The sequence below is a fragment of the Streptomyces cyanogenus genome (assembly GCF_017526105.1).
Taxonomy (GTDB): Bacteria; Actinomycetota; Actinomycetes; order Streptomycetales; family Streptomycetaceae; genus Streptomyces; species Streptomyces cyanogenus.
In genome coordinates, this window is the sequence record NZ_CP071839.1 from 4,421,218 (window position 1) to 4,435,643 (window position 14,426).

General features: G+C 69.6%; 16 protein-coding genes and 1 pseudogene. 8 read left to right on the forward strand and 9 right to left on the reverse strand.

What is annotated here, in order from left to right; translation table 11 throughout:
- Positions 1–3 precede the first annotated feature (3 nt).
- From S1361_RS19920 to S1361_RS19930, 3 genes are all read left to right on the forward strand, one after another.
- Positions 4–495, forward strand: a complete 492-nt coding sequence (locus S1361_RS19920; protein ID WP_208033168.1) for a low molecular weight protein-tyrosine-phosphatase — start codon at positions 4–6, stop codon at positions 493–495.
- A complete protein-coding gene (locus tag S1361_RS19925; protein WP_208033169.1) occupies positions 492–1,640 on the forward strand; it encodes a cystathionine gamma-lyase in 1,149 nt (382 codons plus the stop codon). Before S1361_RS19920 ends, S1361_RS19925 begins: the two co-directional genes overlap by 4 nt.
- A gap of 279 nt (positions 1,641–1,919) precedes the next feature.
- Positions 1,920–2,402, forward strand: a complete 483-nt coding sequence (locus S1361_RS19930; protein ID WP_208033170.1) for an NUDIX hydrolase — start codon at positions 1,920–1,922, stop codon at positions 2,400–2,402.
- 115 nt (positions 2,403–2,517) lie between these two features.
- On the opposite strand, the pseudogene S1361_RS19935 reads toward S1361_RS19930, so the two are convergent.
- Positions 2,518–3,149, reverse strand: a pseudogene (locus tag S1361_RS19935) (HAD family hydrolase).
- Between the two features lie 150 nt (positions 3,150–3,299).
- Here S1361_RS19935 and S1361_RS19940 point away from each other — a divergent pair.
- Complete coding sequence (locus S1361_RS19940) at positions 3,300–4,166, forward strand: GNAT family N-acetyltransferase (RefSeq protein WP_208033171.1); 867 nt, start codon at positions 3,300–3,302, stop codon at positions 4,164–4,166.
- Between the two features lie 72 nt (positions 4,167–4,238).
- On the opposite strand, the gene S1361_RS19945 is transcribed toward S1361_RS19940, so the two are convergent.
- Together S1361_RS19945 and S1361_RS19950 are read right to left on the reverse strand one after the other, a co-directional pair.
- Positions 4,239–4,658, reverse strand: a complete 420-nt coding sequence (locus S1361_RS19945; protein WP_208033172.1) for a GlcG/HbpS family heme-binding protein — start codon at positions 4,656–4,658, stop codon at positions 4,239–4,241.
- Positions 4,659–4,754: 96 nt separating this feature from the next.
- Positions 4,755–5,963 carry an MFS transporter gene (locus tag S1361_RS19950; RefSeq protein ID WP_208033173.1) on the reverse strand — a complete coding sequence of 403 codons (1,209 nt, stop codon included), beginning with the start codon at positions 5,961–5,963 and terminating at the stop codon, positions 4,755–4,757.
- Positions 5,964–6,106: 143 nt separating this feature from the next.
- Here S1361_RS19950 and S1361_RS19955 point away from each other — a divergent pair, with 143 nt between their 5' ends.
- A complete protein-coding gene (locus S1361_RS19955) occupies positions 6,107–6,565 on the forward strand; it encodes a MarR family winged helix-turn-helix transcriptional regulator (RefSeq protein WP_208033174.1) in 459 nt (152 codons plus the stop codon).
- Between the two features lie 10 nt (positions 6,566–6,575).
- Positions 6,576–7,028 carry a GNAT family N-acetyltransferase gene (locus S1361_RS19960; protein WP_208033175.1) on the forward strand — a complete coding sequence of 151 codons (453 nt, stop codon included), beginning with the start codon at positions 6,576–6,578 and terminating at the stop codon, positions 7,026–7,028.
- Positions 7,029–7,141: 113 nt separating this feature from the next.
- On the opposite strand, the gene S1361_RS19965 is transcribed toward S1361_RS19960, so the two are convergent.
- A complete protein-coding gene (locus S1361_RS19965; protein ID WP_208033176.1) occupies positions 7,142–8,527 on the reverse strand; it encodes a serine hydrolase domain-containing protein in 1,386 nt (461 codons plus the stop codon).
- 71 nt (positions 8,528–8,598) lie between these two features.
- On the reverse strand, positions 8,599–10,077 hold the full coding sequence (gene dnaB, locus S1361_RS19970) for a replicative DNA helicase (RefSeq protein WP_208033177.1): 1,479 nt from the start codon (positions 10,075–10,077) through the stop codon (positions 8,599–8,601).
- 481 nt (positions 10,078–10,558) lie between these two features.
- Here dnaB and S1361_RS19975 point away from each other — a divergent pair, with 481 nt between their 5' ends.
- Complete coding sequence (locus S1361_RS19975) at positions 10,559–11,896, forward strand: MATE family efflux transporter (protein WP_208033178.1); 1,338 nt, start codon at positions 10,559–10,561, stop codon at positions 11,894–11,896.
- Between the two features lie 104 nt (positions 11,897–12,000).
- Here the strand turns inward: S1361_RS19975 and rplI are convergent, their stop codons facing one another.
- The 4 genes from rplI to rpsF all read right to left on the reverse strand — a co-directional run bounded on the left by rplI (position 12,001) and on the right by rpsF (position 13,732).
- Positions 12,001–12,447 carry a 50S ribosomal protein L9 gene (rplI, locus tag S1361_RS19980; protein ID WP_059250016.1) on the reverse strand — a complete coding sequence of 149 codons (447 nt, stop codon included), beginning with the start codon at positions 12,445–12,447 and terminating at the stop codon, positions 12,001–12,003.
- A gap of 18 nt (positions 12,448–12,465) precedes the next feature.
- Positions 12,466–12,702, reverse strand: coding sequence for a 30S ribosomal protein S18 (gene rpsR, locus S1361_RS19985; RefSeq protein WP_003949403.1), 237 nt, complete (start codon positions 12,700–12,702; stop codon positions 12,466–12,468).
- An 80-nt stretch (positions 12,703–12,782) separates the two neighbouring features.
- Positions 12,783–13,361, reverse strand: coding sequence for a single-stranded DNA-binding protein (locus tag S1361_RS19990; protein ID WP_208033179.1), 579 nt, complete (start codon positions 13,359–13,361; stop codon positions 12,783–12,785).
- 80 nt (positions 13,362–13,441) lie between these two features.
- Positions 13,442–13,732, reverse strand: a complete 291-nt coding sequence (rpsF, locus tag S1361_RS19995) for a 30S ribosomal protein S6 (protein WP_014673750.1) — start codon at positions 13,730–13,732, stop codon at positions 13,442–13,444.
- 273 nt (positions 13,733–14,005) lie between these two features.
- On the opposite strand from rpsF, the gene S1361_RS20000 reads away from it, so the two are divergent.
- Positions 14,006–14,320, forward strand: coding sequence for a hypothetical protein (locus S1361_RS20000; protein ID WP_208033180.1), 315 nt, complete (start codon positions 14,006–14,008; stop codon positions 14,318–14,320).
- Positions 14,321–14,426 lie beyond the last annotated feature (106 nt).

Consider the following 14,426-nt stretch of genomic DNA (forward strand, 5'->3'; position numbering starts at 1 on the left):
GTCGTGACCTACCGCGTCTGTTTCGTGTGCACCGGCAACATCTGCCGCTCCCCGATGGCCGAGTCCGTCTTCCGCGCGCGCGTGGCGGAGGCCGGACTGGAGGACCTGGTGGCGGCCGACAGCGCCGGCACGGGCGGCTGGCACGAGGGCGATCCGGCCGATCCGCGCACCGTCTCGGTCCTGGAGGAGCACGGCTACGACAGCGAGCACACGGCCCGCCAGTTCCTGCCGTCGTGGTTCGCCCGCCTCGACCTCGTGATCGCCCTCGACACCGGCCACCTCCGAGCGCTGCGCCGCCTGGCGCCCACCGAGGAGGACGCGCGCAAGATCCGGCTGCTCCGCTCCTTCGACCCCGCCGCCGGCGACGACCTCGACGTACCGGACCCGTACTACGGGGACAGGGACGGCTTCGAGGAGTGTCTTGAGATGGTGGAGGCGGCGAGCACCGGTCTGCTCGCCGCCGTACGGGAAGAACTGGAAGGACGGGCCGCATGAGCGACGCCACGAAGGACGAGAGCCGCCCCGGCGACGGCACGCGCGTGGTGAGGGCGGGGCTGCCCGAGCCGGTCAAGCACGAGCCGACCCTGCCCGGGCCGGTGTTCGCCGCCCACTTCCACCTGCCCGGCGAGGTGACGGGCCCGTACTCGTACGGCCGCGACGACAACCCGACCTGGACGCTGCTGGAGCGGGCCGTCAGCGAGCTGGAGGCGCCCGGGCGGGAGGACGCCGAGACGCTGGTCTTCGCCTCCGGCATGGCGGCGATCTCCGCCGTGCTGTTCTCGCAGCTGCGCGCGGGGGACGCGGTCGTGCTGCCGTCCGACGGCTACCAGGTGCTGCCGCTGGTCGGCGCCCAGCTGGAGGCGTACGGCATCGAGGTGCGCACCGCGCCGACCGGCGGTGACGCGCAGCTGGAGGTGCTCGACGGAGCGCGGCTGCTGTGGATCGAGTCCCCGTCGAACCCCGGGCTCGACGTGTGCGACATCCGGCGGCTTGCGGAGGCCGCCCACGCGCGGGGCGCCCTGGTGGCCGTCGACAACACCCTCGCCACCCCGCTCGGGCAGCGTCCGCTGGAGCTGGGCGCCGACTTCTCCGTGGCCAGCGGCACCAAGCAGCTCACCGGGCACGGCGATGTCCTGCTGGGCTACGTCACCGGCCGCGACGCCGAGACCATGGCCGCCGTACGCCGCTGGCGCAAGATCGTCGGCGCGATCTCCGGGCCCATGGAGGCCTGGCTCGCGCACCGGTCCATCGCCACCCTCCACCTGCGCGTCGACCGGCAGAACGCCACCGCCCTCGCCGTCGCGCAGGCACTGCGACAGCGTCCCGAGGTCTCCGACCTGCGTTACCCGGGCCTGGCCGACGACCCCTCGCACAAGATCGCCTCGCAGCAGATGCGCCGCTACGGCTGCGTCGTCTCCTTCACGCTGCCCACGCGCGCGCGTGCCGAGCGTTTTCTCGCGGCCCTGCACCTGGTGGAGGACGCGACGAGCTTCGGCGGGGTACGGTCCACCGCCGAGCGCCGCCGCCGCTGGGGCGGGGACGCCGTCCCGGAGGGCTTCATCCGCATGTCCGTCGGCGCGGAGGACCCCGAGGACCTGGTGGCCGACGTACTGCGCGCCCTGGACGAGTCCGCCGGGTAAACGCCTCCGCGATCGTTGCTTGCGCCAAGCCGTCCAAGCGCTCGACGGGGCTCTCCTGTGCGACCGCCGGTGCCGGACTGGCGGCACTGCCCCGTTACCTGTGCGCCCCCGGTCGTGCGGGACCGGCATGCTCGCCCTGCCTCCTGTCGCACGGGCCCACGAGTGGCTTCTGCGCGCCGCCACGGCTTGGGCTGGAACCCCCGCGGCATGCACGCCCTGCGTTCATGTCATGGCGCTTTGCGATGTTTCACGTGGAACCAGCCGGGCCACATTTCTCCCATGACCGTCCGACCCGTGGTCAAGCGCACCGCCCGTGCTGTTCTCCTGGACGGTGACGACCTGATTCTGATCAAGCGCACCAAGCCCGGCGTCGATCCCTACTGGGTCACCCCCGGTGGCGGAGTCGAACCCGGGGACTCGACCGTCGTGGACGCCCTGCACCGGGAGGTGTACGAAGAACTCGGCGCCAAGATCACAGATGTGGTGCCATGCTTCGTGGACACGGTGGAGCACATCGGTGACGACGGCGGCGCCACCGGGGTGAAGGTTCAGCACTTCTTCGTCTGCCGGCTGGAGTCCATGGACCCGTCCCTGCGTCACGGTCCCGAAGTGGACGAGCCGGCCGGTGAGTACGAGATCGTCCGCGTGCCGTTCACCCGTGTCGGCATCGCCTCCGTGCATCTCGTCCCGCTGTCCCTTCGTCACTATCTGGACGGGAACATCGAGGGGGTACGCGCCATGCACGCTCCCGACCTGGGGTAGGCGCGATCTACCGACGCCGACGAGGAGGTCCTCCATCGAGTCGTGCCGTATGCGGCTCGACCGGGTCCCGATGTCTCGAAGCCTGTCGATGCCGGTGCGGATCACGCCGGCGGCGCTATCGGGCCGGGCCGACCAATGCGTAGGCGTCCCACAGGTCCCGCCCCGTATAGGAGTGGGTCGCGAGGCCGGTCAGGTGGGCATCGGCATTGACCGCCACGGAAACCGGTACGACGGCAAACAGCTCCCTGTCCGACGACGAGTCGCCGTACGCGACGCAGTCGGCCCGGGACACGCCGAACTCCGTGCAGAGCCGGTCCGCGATGGTCACCTTGGCCGCGGCGCTGAGTACCCCGGACGGGTCGACAGGCTGGGTGAACGGCACGGCCGGGAAACGGGAACCGTGCGCCGCGTGGGCACCCCAGTCGAGGAGGAGTTCCACGAAGAAGGAGGGCGAGAGGGATACCACCGCGCAGTATTCGCCCGCGCTTCGGATCTGCGCCCAGACCTCGCGCTCCGGGCCAGCCAGGGAGCCGCCTCGAACGCGGCTCGCACATGCGCCTCGGTCAGATCCGCCCACAGGTCGTACACCTGGGCCGCGTATTCCGGCGGGCCGATCCGTCCCTCCGCGATCGCACGGTCCAGGGCCACCGTCTCGGCCTCCAGCCCCAACTGGCGGGAAATCTCCACCGGTGCGGTGGTGCCGTGGAGCAACGTGCCGTCGAGATCGAAGAGATGAAGTCTCGCCATGGCCCCGAGGCTAGTCGGCTGCCGATGTTTCACGTGAAACACCCACAGCTGTCCAGGGGTTGTCCACCTGGCCAGGAGATGGCCAAAAGCACCTGTGTCTGTACCGAAACGGGTGGACGGCGGGGGTGCCGGTCGGACAGCCTGACCTGCGTGCCAACTCCTTCCCTCGCCGCTCTGCCCATCCGCCGCCTGACGCTTCGCGATCTCACCGCGTGCGCAGACCTGTCCGAAGACCGGGGGTGGCCACGCGAGGAACACAAGTGGGGCCTCCTCCTCTCGGCCGGGAAAGGCTTCGGTATCGATGACCCCGAGGGCGGTCTCGTCGCCGCATGTGTGGTCACGGAGTACGGCGCATGGCAGCGGCCGGATCTCGGCGCCATCGGCATGGTGCTGGTGGCCGAACGCCACGCCCGCCGTGGCGTCGGACGCCGCCTGATGCGGCATGTCCTGTCGGCCATGGCGACCACCCCGCTGACCCTGCACGCCACGCCGTACGGCCGGCCTCTCTACGAGGAGCTGGGCTTCAAGGTGACGGGGCAGGCTGAGATGCTCATGGGCCGCTTCACACCGGGCGGGCCGAAGTCCTCGGTCGTCACGCGCGCCGCCACCGCGGAGGACCTGCCCTCGATCCTGCGCCTCGACGAGGAAGTGTTCGGCACCGACCGGACACCCCTCATCACCCGGCTGCCCGCCTTCGCCGATCAGCTGCGGGTGGCCGAGGAGAACGGCCGGCTCATCGGTTACACGGCCGCGTGGCCCAACATGGACACCCATGTCGTCGGGCCGCTGATCGCCCGGGACACGGAGACCGCCAAGGCACTCATCACCTCGCTGGCGGCCCACACGGACCGGCCCCTGCGCACCGACATCGACGTGCGCCATGAAGAACTGCTGACCTGGGCGAAGAAGCGGGGGCTGGCCTCCGTCGCCTTCAACTCGGTGATGACCTACGGCATCACGGACCTGCCGGGTGACTGGACCCGGCGGTTCGCACCGCTCACGGTCGCCGCGGGCTGAACCCTCCCGTGACGCACGCCGGCCCCGCCGCTGCGAGCGGCGGGGCCGGCGTCGTGAGGTCCGGGCTGGGGCTCAGGCGAGCGCCTGCACGGCCGCGGTGGCGAAGCCGTGGTCCTGCTCCGGCATACCGCCACCGACACCGATCGCACCGATCAGCCGGCCGTCTCGGTGGACCGGGACACCGCCCGCGATGAACAGCAGGGGCCGGTCGAGGGCCGTGGGCAGCGTGTGGAAGAGACCGCCGGGCTGGACGGCGTCGACGAGATCGGCGGTCGGGGCGTTCAGCTGAAGGGCCGTGTAGGCCTTGCGGGTGCTGGTCTCGCCGGAGATCAGCACGGCCCGGTCGTCCCGGCGGAAAGCGAGCAGGTGGCCGCCGGCGTCCAGGACGGTGACGCTGACGGTGACTCCGGCGTCCTCGGCCGCCCGGCGGGCCGTGGCGACGAGAAGTTCGGCGTCCTCGGTGGTGAGCGGGGTGACGGCGGTGGGGCTCATGGAGCTGTCTCCTCAGGTGGTGCTGTGGTGGGTGCTTTCCGTACCGGGAGGCCCCGGACACGGACGTCTGTGCAGTACCGGTGGTGAGGCGCCCGCTCAGTGGTGGACGGGCGTCCGCTGCCCTGCCGGCGTCCCGGAGGCGGCCACGACGCGGTGCGCACCGTCGCGACGCTCCAGGGCGGCCGAGAGGAAGGCGAGGACCAGGGCGGCGGCGGCGAGGGCGGCGCCGACCCAGTTGGGGGACGTGTAGCCGAAGCCGGCCGCGATCACGAGGCCGCCGAGCCAGGCGGACAGGGCGTTGCCCAGGTTGAAGGCGCCGATGTTCACGGCCGAGGCGAGGGTCGGAGCGCCGTGCGCCTGGTCGAGGACGCGCTTCTGCAGCGGCGGCACGGTGGCGAAGCCCAGGGCGCCGATCAGGGCGATGGTCACCGCGGCGGCGATCTTGTTGTGGGCAGTGAGCGTGAAGAGGGCCAGGACGACGGCCAGGGCGCCCAGGGACACGTACAGCATCGGCATCAGGGCGCGGTCGGCGAACTTGCCGCCGATGAGGTTGCCGCCGACCATACCGAGGCCGAACAGGACCAGCAGCCAGGTGACCGAGCCGTCGGCGAATCCGGCGATGTGGGTCATCATCGGCGCGATGTAGGTGATGGCCGCGAAGACACCGCCGAAGCCGAGAACGGTCATCGCCATGGCGAGCAGGACCTGGGCGTTCTTGAAGGCGGCCAGCTCGTGCCGCAGGTGTACGCCCTCCGGCCGCGGCAGCTCGGGCACGAGCTTGGCGATACCGGCGAGACCGATGACGCCGAGGGCTGCGACGATGCCGAAGGTGACACGCCAGCCGGCGCTCTGGCCGACGAACGTGCCCAGCGGGACGCCGACGACATTGGCGACGGTCAGTCCGGTGAACATCATGGCGATGGCGCCGGCCTTCTTCTCGGGCGCGACCAGCTCGGCCGCGACGACGGAGCCGATGCCGAAGAAGGCACCGTGAGCGAGCGAGGCGATCACTCGTCCGATCAGCATGACCGCGAAGGCCGGGGCCACTGCGGAGACCAGGTTCCCGATGATGAAGAGGCCCATCAGCAGCATCAGCATCCGCTTGCGCGGGACCTTGGTGCCGAGCACGGTCATCAGCGGGGCACCGATGACCACGCCGAGCGCGTAGCCGGTCACGAGCAGGCCCGCCGTGGGGATGGAGACCCCGAAGTCACCCGCGACCTCGGGCAGCAAGCCCATGATCACGAACTCGGTCGTTCCGATTCCGAAGGCCCCGATCGCGAGGGCCAGAAGCGCGAGAGGCATAGGGGGGTACACCCTTCCCAGACGATTGCAGGAGCGCTTTGCGTTCGTTCACAATAGTTGCAGACGCGGGTTAATGGCAAGCGCCGACTATTGCGGTGGTGCTCTACCCTTGTGATGCAGCCCCTCGGGACGGAGGAGACCCCATGACAGCGACAGACCCCGCGCTCACCGCTCTCGCCCAGGGCTGGTGCGCCCTTTCTGCGCTGCACGGAAGGATCGAGGCACACATCGAGCGCGCACTGCAGGCCAAGCACGACCTGAGCGTGCGCGAGTACTCGCTGCTGGACGTGCTCAGCAGGCAGCACGACGGCGAGGGCGGGCATCTGCAGATGAAGCAGGTCGCCGACGCGGTCGTGCTCAGCCAGAGCGCCACCACCCGCCTGGTGACCCGGCTGGAGGACCGCGGCCTGCTGGAGCGCTACCTGTGCCCCACCGACCGGCGCGGCATCTACACCAACGTCACGCCTGCGGGCCTGCGACTGCTGGAAGAGGCACGGCCCACCAACGACGCCGCGCTGCGCGAGGCCCTGGACGACGCCGCCCAGAACCCTGAACTTGCCCCGCTGGTCCGAGTGGTGGAGTCCCTGAACGTGCCCGCATAGGGTGCGACGCATGGACGATCTTGAAATTCGGGCCGCGACCGCCGACGACCTGCCGGCGATCGTCGCCATGCTCGCCGACGATCCGCTTGGTGCCCAGCGCGAGTCCCCCGACGACCTGACGCCCTACGAGACGGCATTCAAGCGCCTCGCCGCCGACCCGAACCAGCATGTCGTCGTCGCCGTGCGCGGAGGCCGCGTGATCGGGACCCTCCAGCTCACGATCATCCCGGGGCTCTCCCAGAAGGGGGCCACCCGCGCACTCATCGAGGCCGTGCGGATCCACGCCGACGAGCGCGGCAGCGGACTGGGCAGCCGGCTGATCGAGTGGACGATCGACACGGCACGGGCGCTCGACTGCCGGATGGTGCAGCTGACGTCCGACAAGACGCGCACCGACGCTCACCGCTTCTATGAGCGGCTGGGCTTCACCGCCTCCCACGAAGGCTTCAAGCTGCGCCTCTGACCGCACCCCGGGCCTCCGGTCTACCGCACCCACGACATACCGGAGGCGCCGCGCACCCGGAGCGCCGGGCAGGGGTGTGTTTCACGTGAAACGCACCCCTGGGCAGCCGTGGACTAGCCGATGCCCCGCCATCCCTCCGGGTCCACGCCGCCGGGCACCGGGGCCTCGGGGTCGTACGGCTGCCGGGTGAAAACGAACGAACCGAGATCGAGGTGGCTCACTGACCCGTCCGGGCGCCGGACGGGCCGCAGCAGCTCACCGGCGTAATAACCCTCCAGGCCCGTCCAGGTGCCGTCACCGTTCGCCCGGAAACGGGCCCGACGGCCGCCGCCGGTCAGCGGTGCCAGGGCGAGAAGGCCGTCGGTGGTCGCGCGCAGGCCGTAGCCGTACGTGCCCCAGTACCACTGCCCCACCAGCTCCAGCACCGTCGGATCGACCTCGCGCAGTGGACGCCAGGGCTCCGGGATGCGTGGCTCCGCCTCCGCGACGATGCGGACGAGGTCGGCTCCGACGGCACCCAGCAGCGGCCCGCTGGTGCAGTTGGCAAGCACCACCGCCGCCACGTCGTCCTCCACGCTGATGGTCAGGTTCGCCAGAAAGCCGGGCAGTGAACCGGAGTGCCCGACGAGCAGCCGGCCGTCACGGCGCTGGATCTGCATGCCCAGGCCATAGGTGACCCCGTCCAGCACGTCGGCGGTCTCGGCGGGCGCCGCCGGGGTGCGCATCTCCCGTACCGACTCGGCACTCAGGACCCGGTCGTCCCCTCGGGCCAGAAACGCGGCGAACCGCGCGAGGTCCCCGGTGGTCGACCAGAGCTGGCCGGCCGGCGCCATCCGGCCCAGGTCCTCCAGCGGCTCGGGCAGCATCGCATCGGCCCACGGATGCACGGCCCAGCCTCCCGCGTGCGGGGAGACCGGCTGCACGGTCGTCCGGTGCAGGCCGAGCGGCTCCAGGATCTCCTGGCGCAGCACCTCCTCCCAGGCGGCGCCGCGCAGCTCCTCCACCAGGGCACCGAGCACGGTGTAGCCGGGATTGGAGTAGTGGTGCCGCCGGCCGACGGGATGCAGCAGGGGCTGTTCTCCGAGTACGTCGCTCAGCTCGGGCCTCAGGGATCCGGGCGTCCGTTCCCACCAGGGCGCGGGTGATTCTGCCGCCAACCCCGCGGTGTGCGCGAGCAGTTCCGCGATCGTCGCCTCCCCCGCGCCGGTGCCCGGCAGGTGCTTCTCCAGCGGATCGCCGAGATCGAGCACGCCCTCGTCACGAAGCCGCATCACCAGGACGGCGGTGAAGGTCTTGGTGATGGACCCGATCCGGTACTGCACGTTCTCGTCCGGTCCGTGCCCGGCCACCGAGGTCCGCGCCCCGTGCCACACGGTCTGCCCGTCCCGTACGACGGCGGCGACCAGTGACGGAGCCCGTCCTTCGGTCTGTGCGACGGCGATCCGGTGCAGGAGGGCACGACGGGTGCCGGGGAGCAGCGCTTCCTGAGTTGTCGTCATGGGCCCAGTCCATCTGGTACGGAGGCAGGCGTCGAATCCATATGCCGGGCAGCTCGGCCGTGCCCGGCGGGTCAGGTCTGGGCCATGTCCACGAAACGGGAGTAGTGGCCCTGGAACGCGACCGTGATGGTGGCCGTCGGACCGTTTCGGTGCTTGGCGACGATCAGGTCGGCCTCGCCCGCGCGCGGGGACTCCTTCTCATAGGCGTCCTCGCGGTGCAGCAGGATGACCATGTCGGCGTCCTGCTCGATGGAGCCGGACTCACGCAGGTCGGAGACCATCGGCTTCTTGTCGGTGCGCTGCTCGGGGCCACGGTTGAGCTGGGAGAGCGCGATGACCGGGATCTCCAGCTCCTTCGCGAGCAGCTTGAGGTTTCGGGACATGTCCGAGACCTCCTGCTGACGGCTCTCGGCGCGCTTGGAGCCGCCGGACTGCATCAGCTGGAGGTAGTCGATGACGACCAGCTTCAGGTCGTTGCGCTGCTTGAGGCGCCGGCACTTGGCCCGGATCTCCATCATCGACAGGTTCGGGGAGTCGTCGATGTAGAGCGGCGCGGCCGACACGTCGGGCATCCGGCGGGCGAGCCGCGTCCAGTCCTCGTCCGTCATCGTGCCGGACCGCATGTGGTGCAGCGCGACCCGGGCCTCGGCGGACAGCAGACGCATCGCGATCTCGTTGCGGCCCATTTCGAGCGAGAAGATGACGCTCGGGAGGTTGTTCTTGATGGAGGCGGCCCGCGCGAAGTCCAGGGCGAGGGTCGACTTACCCATGGCGGGACGAGCCGCGATGACGATCATCTGACCCGGGTGGAGGCCGTTCGTCAGCGAGTCGAAGTCGGTGAACCCGGTGGGCACGCCGGTCATCTCGCCGCTGCGCGAGCCGATCGCCTCGATCTCGTCGAGCGCACCTTCCATGATGTCGCCCAGCGGGAGGTAGTCCTCACTGGTGCGCTGCTCGGTGACGGCGTAGATCTCGGCCTGGGCGCGGTTGACGATCTCGTCCACGTCTCCGTCGGCCGCGTATCCCATCTGCGTGATGCGGGTACCGGCTTCGACCAGGCGGCGCAGGACGGCCCGCTCGTGGACGATCTCCGCGTAGTACTCGGCGTTGGCCGCCGTCGGCACGGTCTGGACGAGGCTGTGCAGATACGCGGCGCCGCCGACCTTGTTGATCTCGCCGCGCTTGGTGAGTTCTGCGGCGATGGTGATCGGGTCGGCCGGCTCGCCCTTGGCGTAGACGTCCAGGATGGCCTGGTAGATCGTCTCGTGCGCGGGCTTGTAGAAGTCGTGGCCCTTGAGGATCTCGACGACGTCGGCGATGGCGTCCTTGGACAGCAGCATGCCGCCCAGGACCGACTGCTCGGCGTCCAGGTCCTGCGGCGGGACCCGCTCGAAGGACGACCCTCCGCCGTCCCAGGCCCCGTTGTCCCGGCCCCGGTCGTGCTGCTCGTCACGACCCCGGCCGCCGTCACCGCGCCGACGGGAGGCCGGCAGACGATCGCTGGGCCCGCTGTCGGCCCACGGATCGTCCAAGGGCTCGGAAATGCTCACCGAGCCACCTCCTCCCGTCCGCACGGCGGACCTCGCCGTGTCCTCTTTTGTACGGCACGACACTGACAACTGAGAGGCCCAACTCCGCTTCTGGCGCGTCGGATTTGTGACGATTCCCCGGCCGGAAGAAGCACGCTTGCCGGGCCGGAGGAAGGAGTGGGCGCCGGACAACCGTAGGCCCGTCGGCACCGTCAGCCAATCTGGTTATCCACAGGCCATGTGGACGACCGCCCGGATGCTGTGGAGAACTCGGCGAAACCTGTGCACGACCCGGTGGAAAGCCCTGTGAACAAGCCCTCGGTCCAGCCGTCAACAAGCCTCTGACCTGCTCCTTTACGATCCACCGGCTGTGCAGAGAAAAAACTTCCCCAGTCGGGCCAAGATCGCTTGGAATGGCACCCGAAAGGACACGCGCCGAGATGACTGGTAAGGATCAGTAGCCGATTGCATCTCTTACCTGTGGACGATTACATTGATGCTCATGACACAGGCTCCAGAGATCCCGAAGACCACCCGGCGGCAGCACGACCGAGAAATCGTCGCGCTGGCCGTCCCGGCCTTCGGCGCCCTGGTCGCCGAGCCTCTCTTCGTCATGGCGGACAGTGCGATCGTCGGCCATCTCGGGACCGCTCAGCTCGCCGGTCTCGGTGTCGCCTCGGCGCTGCTGACCACCTCCGTGAGTGTCTTCGTCTTCCTCGCGTACGCCACCACGGCCGCCGTCGCCCGCCGTGTCGGCGCCGGTGATCTCCCGGCGGCCATCCGCCAGGGCATGGACGGCATCTGGCTGGCGCTACTGCTCGGCCTCGCCGTCATCGCCGTCGTCCTGCCCTTGGCCCCCGGCATCGTAGATCTCTTCGGCGCCTCCACCACCGCGGCCCCCTACGCCACCACGTATCTGCGCGTCTCCGCCCTGGGCATCCCCGCCATGCTCATCGTCCTGGCCGCGACCGGAGTACTGCGTGGCCTGCAGGACACTAGGACCCCGCTCTACGTCGCCGTCGCCGGTTTCGTCGCCAATGCCGCGCTCAACGCCGGGCTGGTCTACGGTGCCGGGCTCGGCATCGCCGGTTCGGCCTGGGGCACGGTCATCGCCCAGTGCGGCATGGCGGTCGTCTATCTGACCGTCGTCGTCCGCGGAGCCCGTCGGCACGGTGCCTCCCTCCGGCCCGATGCCACCGGTATCCGGGCCTCGGCGCATGCCGGTGTTCCCCTCCTGGTGCGCACGCTCTGCCTGCGGGCGATCCTCATGATCGCCACAGCGGTCGCGGCACGCCTCGGTGACGCCGACATCGCCGCCCACCAGATCGTCCTGTCCTTGTGGAGCCTGCTGTCCTTCGCACTCGACGCGATAGCCATCGCGGGGCAGGCCATCATCGGCCGCTATCTCGGCGCGGACGATGCCCAGGGGGCACGACAGGCTTGCCGGCGCATGATCCAGTGGGGCATCGCGACCGGTGCCGTACTGGGTCTGCTCGTGGTGGCCGCACGGCCGGTCTTCCTGCCGCTGTTCACCAGCGACTCCGGAGTGAAGGACACCGCGCTCCCGGCCCTGCTGCTCGTGGCGCTCTCGCAGCCCGTCTGCGGGGTCGTGTTCGTCCTGGACGGCGTCCTGATGGGCGCGGGGGACGGTCCCTATCTTGCCTGGGCCATGGTCGCCACCCTGGCGGTGTTCGCTCCGGTGGCCCTGCTCGTCCCCGTCCTGGGCGGCGGGCTCACCGCGCTGTGGGCAGCGATGACGCTGATGATGGCGATCCGCATGCTGACCCTCTGGGGGCGGGCCGGCTCGGGGCACTGGATCGTGACGGGTGCGACCCGCTGACCGTTTCACGTGAAACATGCCGCCGGGGTCATGGGAAGGGGCCGCACCCCTGAAGGGTGCGGCCCCTGTCACCGGCTCAAGCGAGCACAGCGATCACGCGGCGATCAGGCCGCGACGACCTCGATGTTGACCTTGGCGGCAACCTCGGGGTGCAGACGCACGGACGTCTCGTGGGCGCCCAGGGTCTTGATCGGAGCGGCCAGCTCGATGCGGCGCTTGTCGACCTCGGGGCCACCGGAAGCCTTGATCGCGGACGCGATGTCGGCCGGGGTGACGGAACCGAAGAGACGGCCGGAGTCGCCGGAGCGGACGGCCAGACGGACCTTCACGCCCTCGAGCTGGGCCTTGACCTGGTTGGCCTGCTCGATGGTCTGGATCTCGTGGATCTTGCGAGCACGACGGATCTGCTCGACGTCCTTCTCGCCACCCTTGGTCCAGCGGATAGCGAACTTCCGCGGGATCAGGTAGTTGCGAGCGTAACCGTCCTTGACGTCGACGACGTCGCCCGCGGCACCGAGGCCGGAGACCTCGTGGGTGAGGATGATCTTCATTAGTCGGTCACCCTTCCCTTAGCGCGCGGTGGACGTGTAGGGCAGCAGCGCCATCTCACGGCTGTTCTTGACGGCCGTGGCGACGTCACGCTGGTGCTGCGTGCAGTTGCCGGTCACGCGGCGGGCACGGATCTTGCCGCGGTCGGAAATGAACTTCCGCAGCATGTTCGTGTCCTTGTAGTCCACGTACGTGACCTTGTCCTTGCAGAAAGCGCAGACCTTCTTCTTCGGCTTGCGCACAGGCGGCTTCGCCATGGTGTGTCTCCTGTGTGATCAAGAAGTTGGGGTACGACCCGCCTTCGACCCGGACCAGCCCGGAGGCCTGATCCGAAGGCTTAGAAGGGGGGTTCGTCCGAGTAGCCGCCACCGCCGCCGGAGCCTCCGCCCCAGCCGCCGCCACCCTGGTTGCCACCGGCGGGAGCGCCGGTCGCCCACGGGTCGTCGGCCGGAGCGCCGCCGCCCTGCTGGCCGCCACCGGGGCTTCCGCCCCAGCCGCCGCCACCCTGGCCGCCACCGCCGCCGTAACCGCCCTGGCCACCGCGAGCGCCACCGGCGGTCTTGGTGACCTTGGCCGTGGCGTTGCGCAGGCTGGGGCCGACTTCCTCGACGTCCAGCTCGTAGACCGTGCGCTTGACGCCCTCGCGGTCCTCGTAGGACCGCTGCTTCAGCCGGCCCTGCACGATGACGCGCATGCCTCGCTGGAGCGACTCGGCGACGTTCTCCGCCGCCTGGCGCCAGACGGAGCAGGTCAGGAACAGGCTCTCGCCGTCCTTCCACTCGTTCGTCTGGCGGTCGAAGGTGCGGGGAGTGGACGCGACGCGGAACTTCGCGACCGCCGCACCGGACGGGGTGAAGCGCAGCTCGGGGTCGTCGACAAGATTGCCGATGACCGTGATGACGGTCTCGCCTGCCATGGGGGAACCTCTCGGCGGGTTTGCTGCTCTGGCTGCTTGTTGCTGCTACTCGAATCCCGAGATCAGCTGAGCGGGGAAGCTCAGTGGGTCTCGGGGCGGAGGACCTTGGTCCGGAGGACCGACTCGTTCAGGTTCATCTGGCGGTCGAGCTCCTTGACGACCGCAGGCTCGGCCTGCAGGTCGATGACCGAGTAGATGCCCTCGGGCTTCTTCTTGATCTCGTAGGCGAGACGACGACGGCCCCAGGTGTCGACCTTCTCAACCTTGCCGCCGCCGTCACGGACGACGGACAGGAAGTTCTCGATCAGCGGGGAGACAGCGCGCTCCTCGAGATCGGGGTCGAGGATGACCATCACCTCGTAGTGACGCATGTGGAACCCACCTCCTTTGGACTCAGCGGCCACGGTCGTTCCGTGGCAGGAGGGTTGTGATGCGTACGCAACGGTATCGGCCGCCACTGACAATCGGACTCCCTCAGGGGAGCCGGGCAGTGTGACCCGGTCGGGTCGGGGCAGACACCAGTGCAGACGGTACAGACTACCCGCACACCCGCTTCCGGTTGAAATCCGGTCCCGGGGGCCGACAATCTGTACACATCGGGTGTGTGCGGCGCTACCATGCGCCGCCTTCCGCAGGAGGTGCCCATGGCACAGGCATTGCAGCCCAACACCGCCGGATCCCTCTTCGCCACGGACGGCAAGCCCCATCCGCTGCAGGACGCCCTGATGGCGGTGACGTTCGCCCTGGGCCTGCTGTCCTTCATCACGTCCTTCTTCCACAGCCTCCACCTGCTGACCTCGTGGACGGGCCTGGTGGCACTGGCCACGGGCGTCTACGGACAGTGGATCTCGGTGACCACGCGCCAGCGGTTCTTCCTGATCCTGGGGCTCGGTGCCGCGGGGATCGGTTTCCTGATCGGCATGGCCCACGGCGGCCTCTTCGGGGGCCTCATCGGCTGACTTCACCGCGGTTGAGGCCCCTACGCCCAGTCGGGGCGCTCGCAAGGCGCAGTAGGCTTCGGCGCGAGAGCCGGAGCCCCTGTACCCATGGGGACACACCAGCCCG

Excerpts from the sequence above, each read along its gene's own strand:
- S1361_RS19925 (WP_208033169.1), top strand. The coding sequence starts at position 492 with ATGAGCGACGCCACGAAGGACGAGAGCCGCCCCGGCGACGGCACGCGC.
- S1361_RS19930 (WP_208033170.1), top strand. The coding sequence starts at position 1,920 with ATGACCGTCCGACCCGTGGTCAAGCGCACCGCCCGTGCTGTTCTCCTG.
- S1361_RS19945 (WP_208033172.1), bottom strand. The coding sequence starts at position 4,658 with ATGAGCCCCACCGCCGTCACCCCGCTCACCACCGAGGACGCCGAACTT.
- S1361_RS19950 (WP_208033173.1), bottom strand. The coding sequence starts at position 5,963 with ATGCCTCTCGCGCTTCTGGCCCTCGCGATCGGGGCCTTCGGAATCGGA.
- S1361_RS19955 (WP_208033174.1), top strand. The coding sequence starts at position 6,107 with ATGACAGCGACAGACCCCGCGCTCACCGCTCTCGCCCAGGGCTGGTGC.
- S1361_RS19960 (WP_208033175.1), top strand. The coding sequence starts at position 6,576 with ATGGACGATCTTGAAATTCGGGCCGCGACCGCCGACGACCTGCCGGCG.
- S1361_RS19965 (WP_208033176.1), bottom strand. The coding sequence starts at position 8,527 with ATGACGACAACTCAGGAAGCGCTGCTCCCCGGCACCCGTCGTGCCCTC.
- S1361_RS19975 (WP_208033178.1), top strand. The coding sequence starts at position 10,559 with ATGACACAGGCTCCAGAGATCCCGAAGACCACCCGGCGGCAGCACGAC.
- rplI (WP_059250016.1), bottom strand. The coding sequence starts at position 12,447 with ATGAAGATCATCCTCACCCACGAGGTCTCCGGCCTCGGTGCCGCGGGC.
- rpsR (WP_003949403.1), bottom strand. The coding sequence starts at position 12,702 with ATGGCGAAGCCGCCTGTGCGCAAGCCGAAGAAGAAGGTCTGCGCTTTC.
- S1361_RS19990 (WP_208033179.1), bottom strand. The coding sequence starts at position 13,361 with ATGGCAGGCGAGACCGTCATCACGGTCATCGGCAATCTTGTCGACGAC.
- rpsF (WP_014673750.1), bottom strand. The coding sequence starts at position 13,732 with ATGCGTCACTACGAGGTGATGGTCATCCTCGACCCCGATCTCGAGGAG.
- S1361_RS20000 (WP_208033180.1), top strand. The coding sequence starts at position 14,006 with ATGGCACAGGCATTGCAGCCCAACACCGCCGGATCCCTCTTCGCCACG.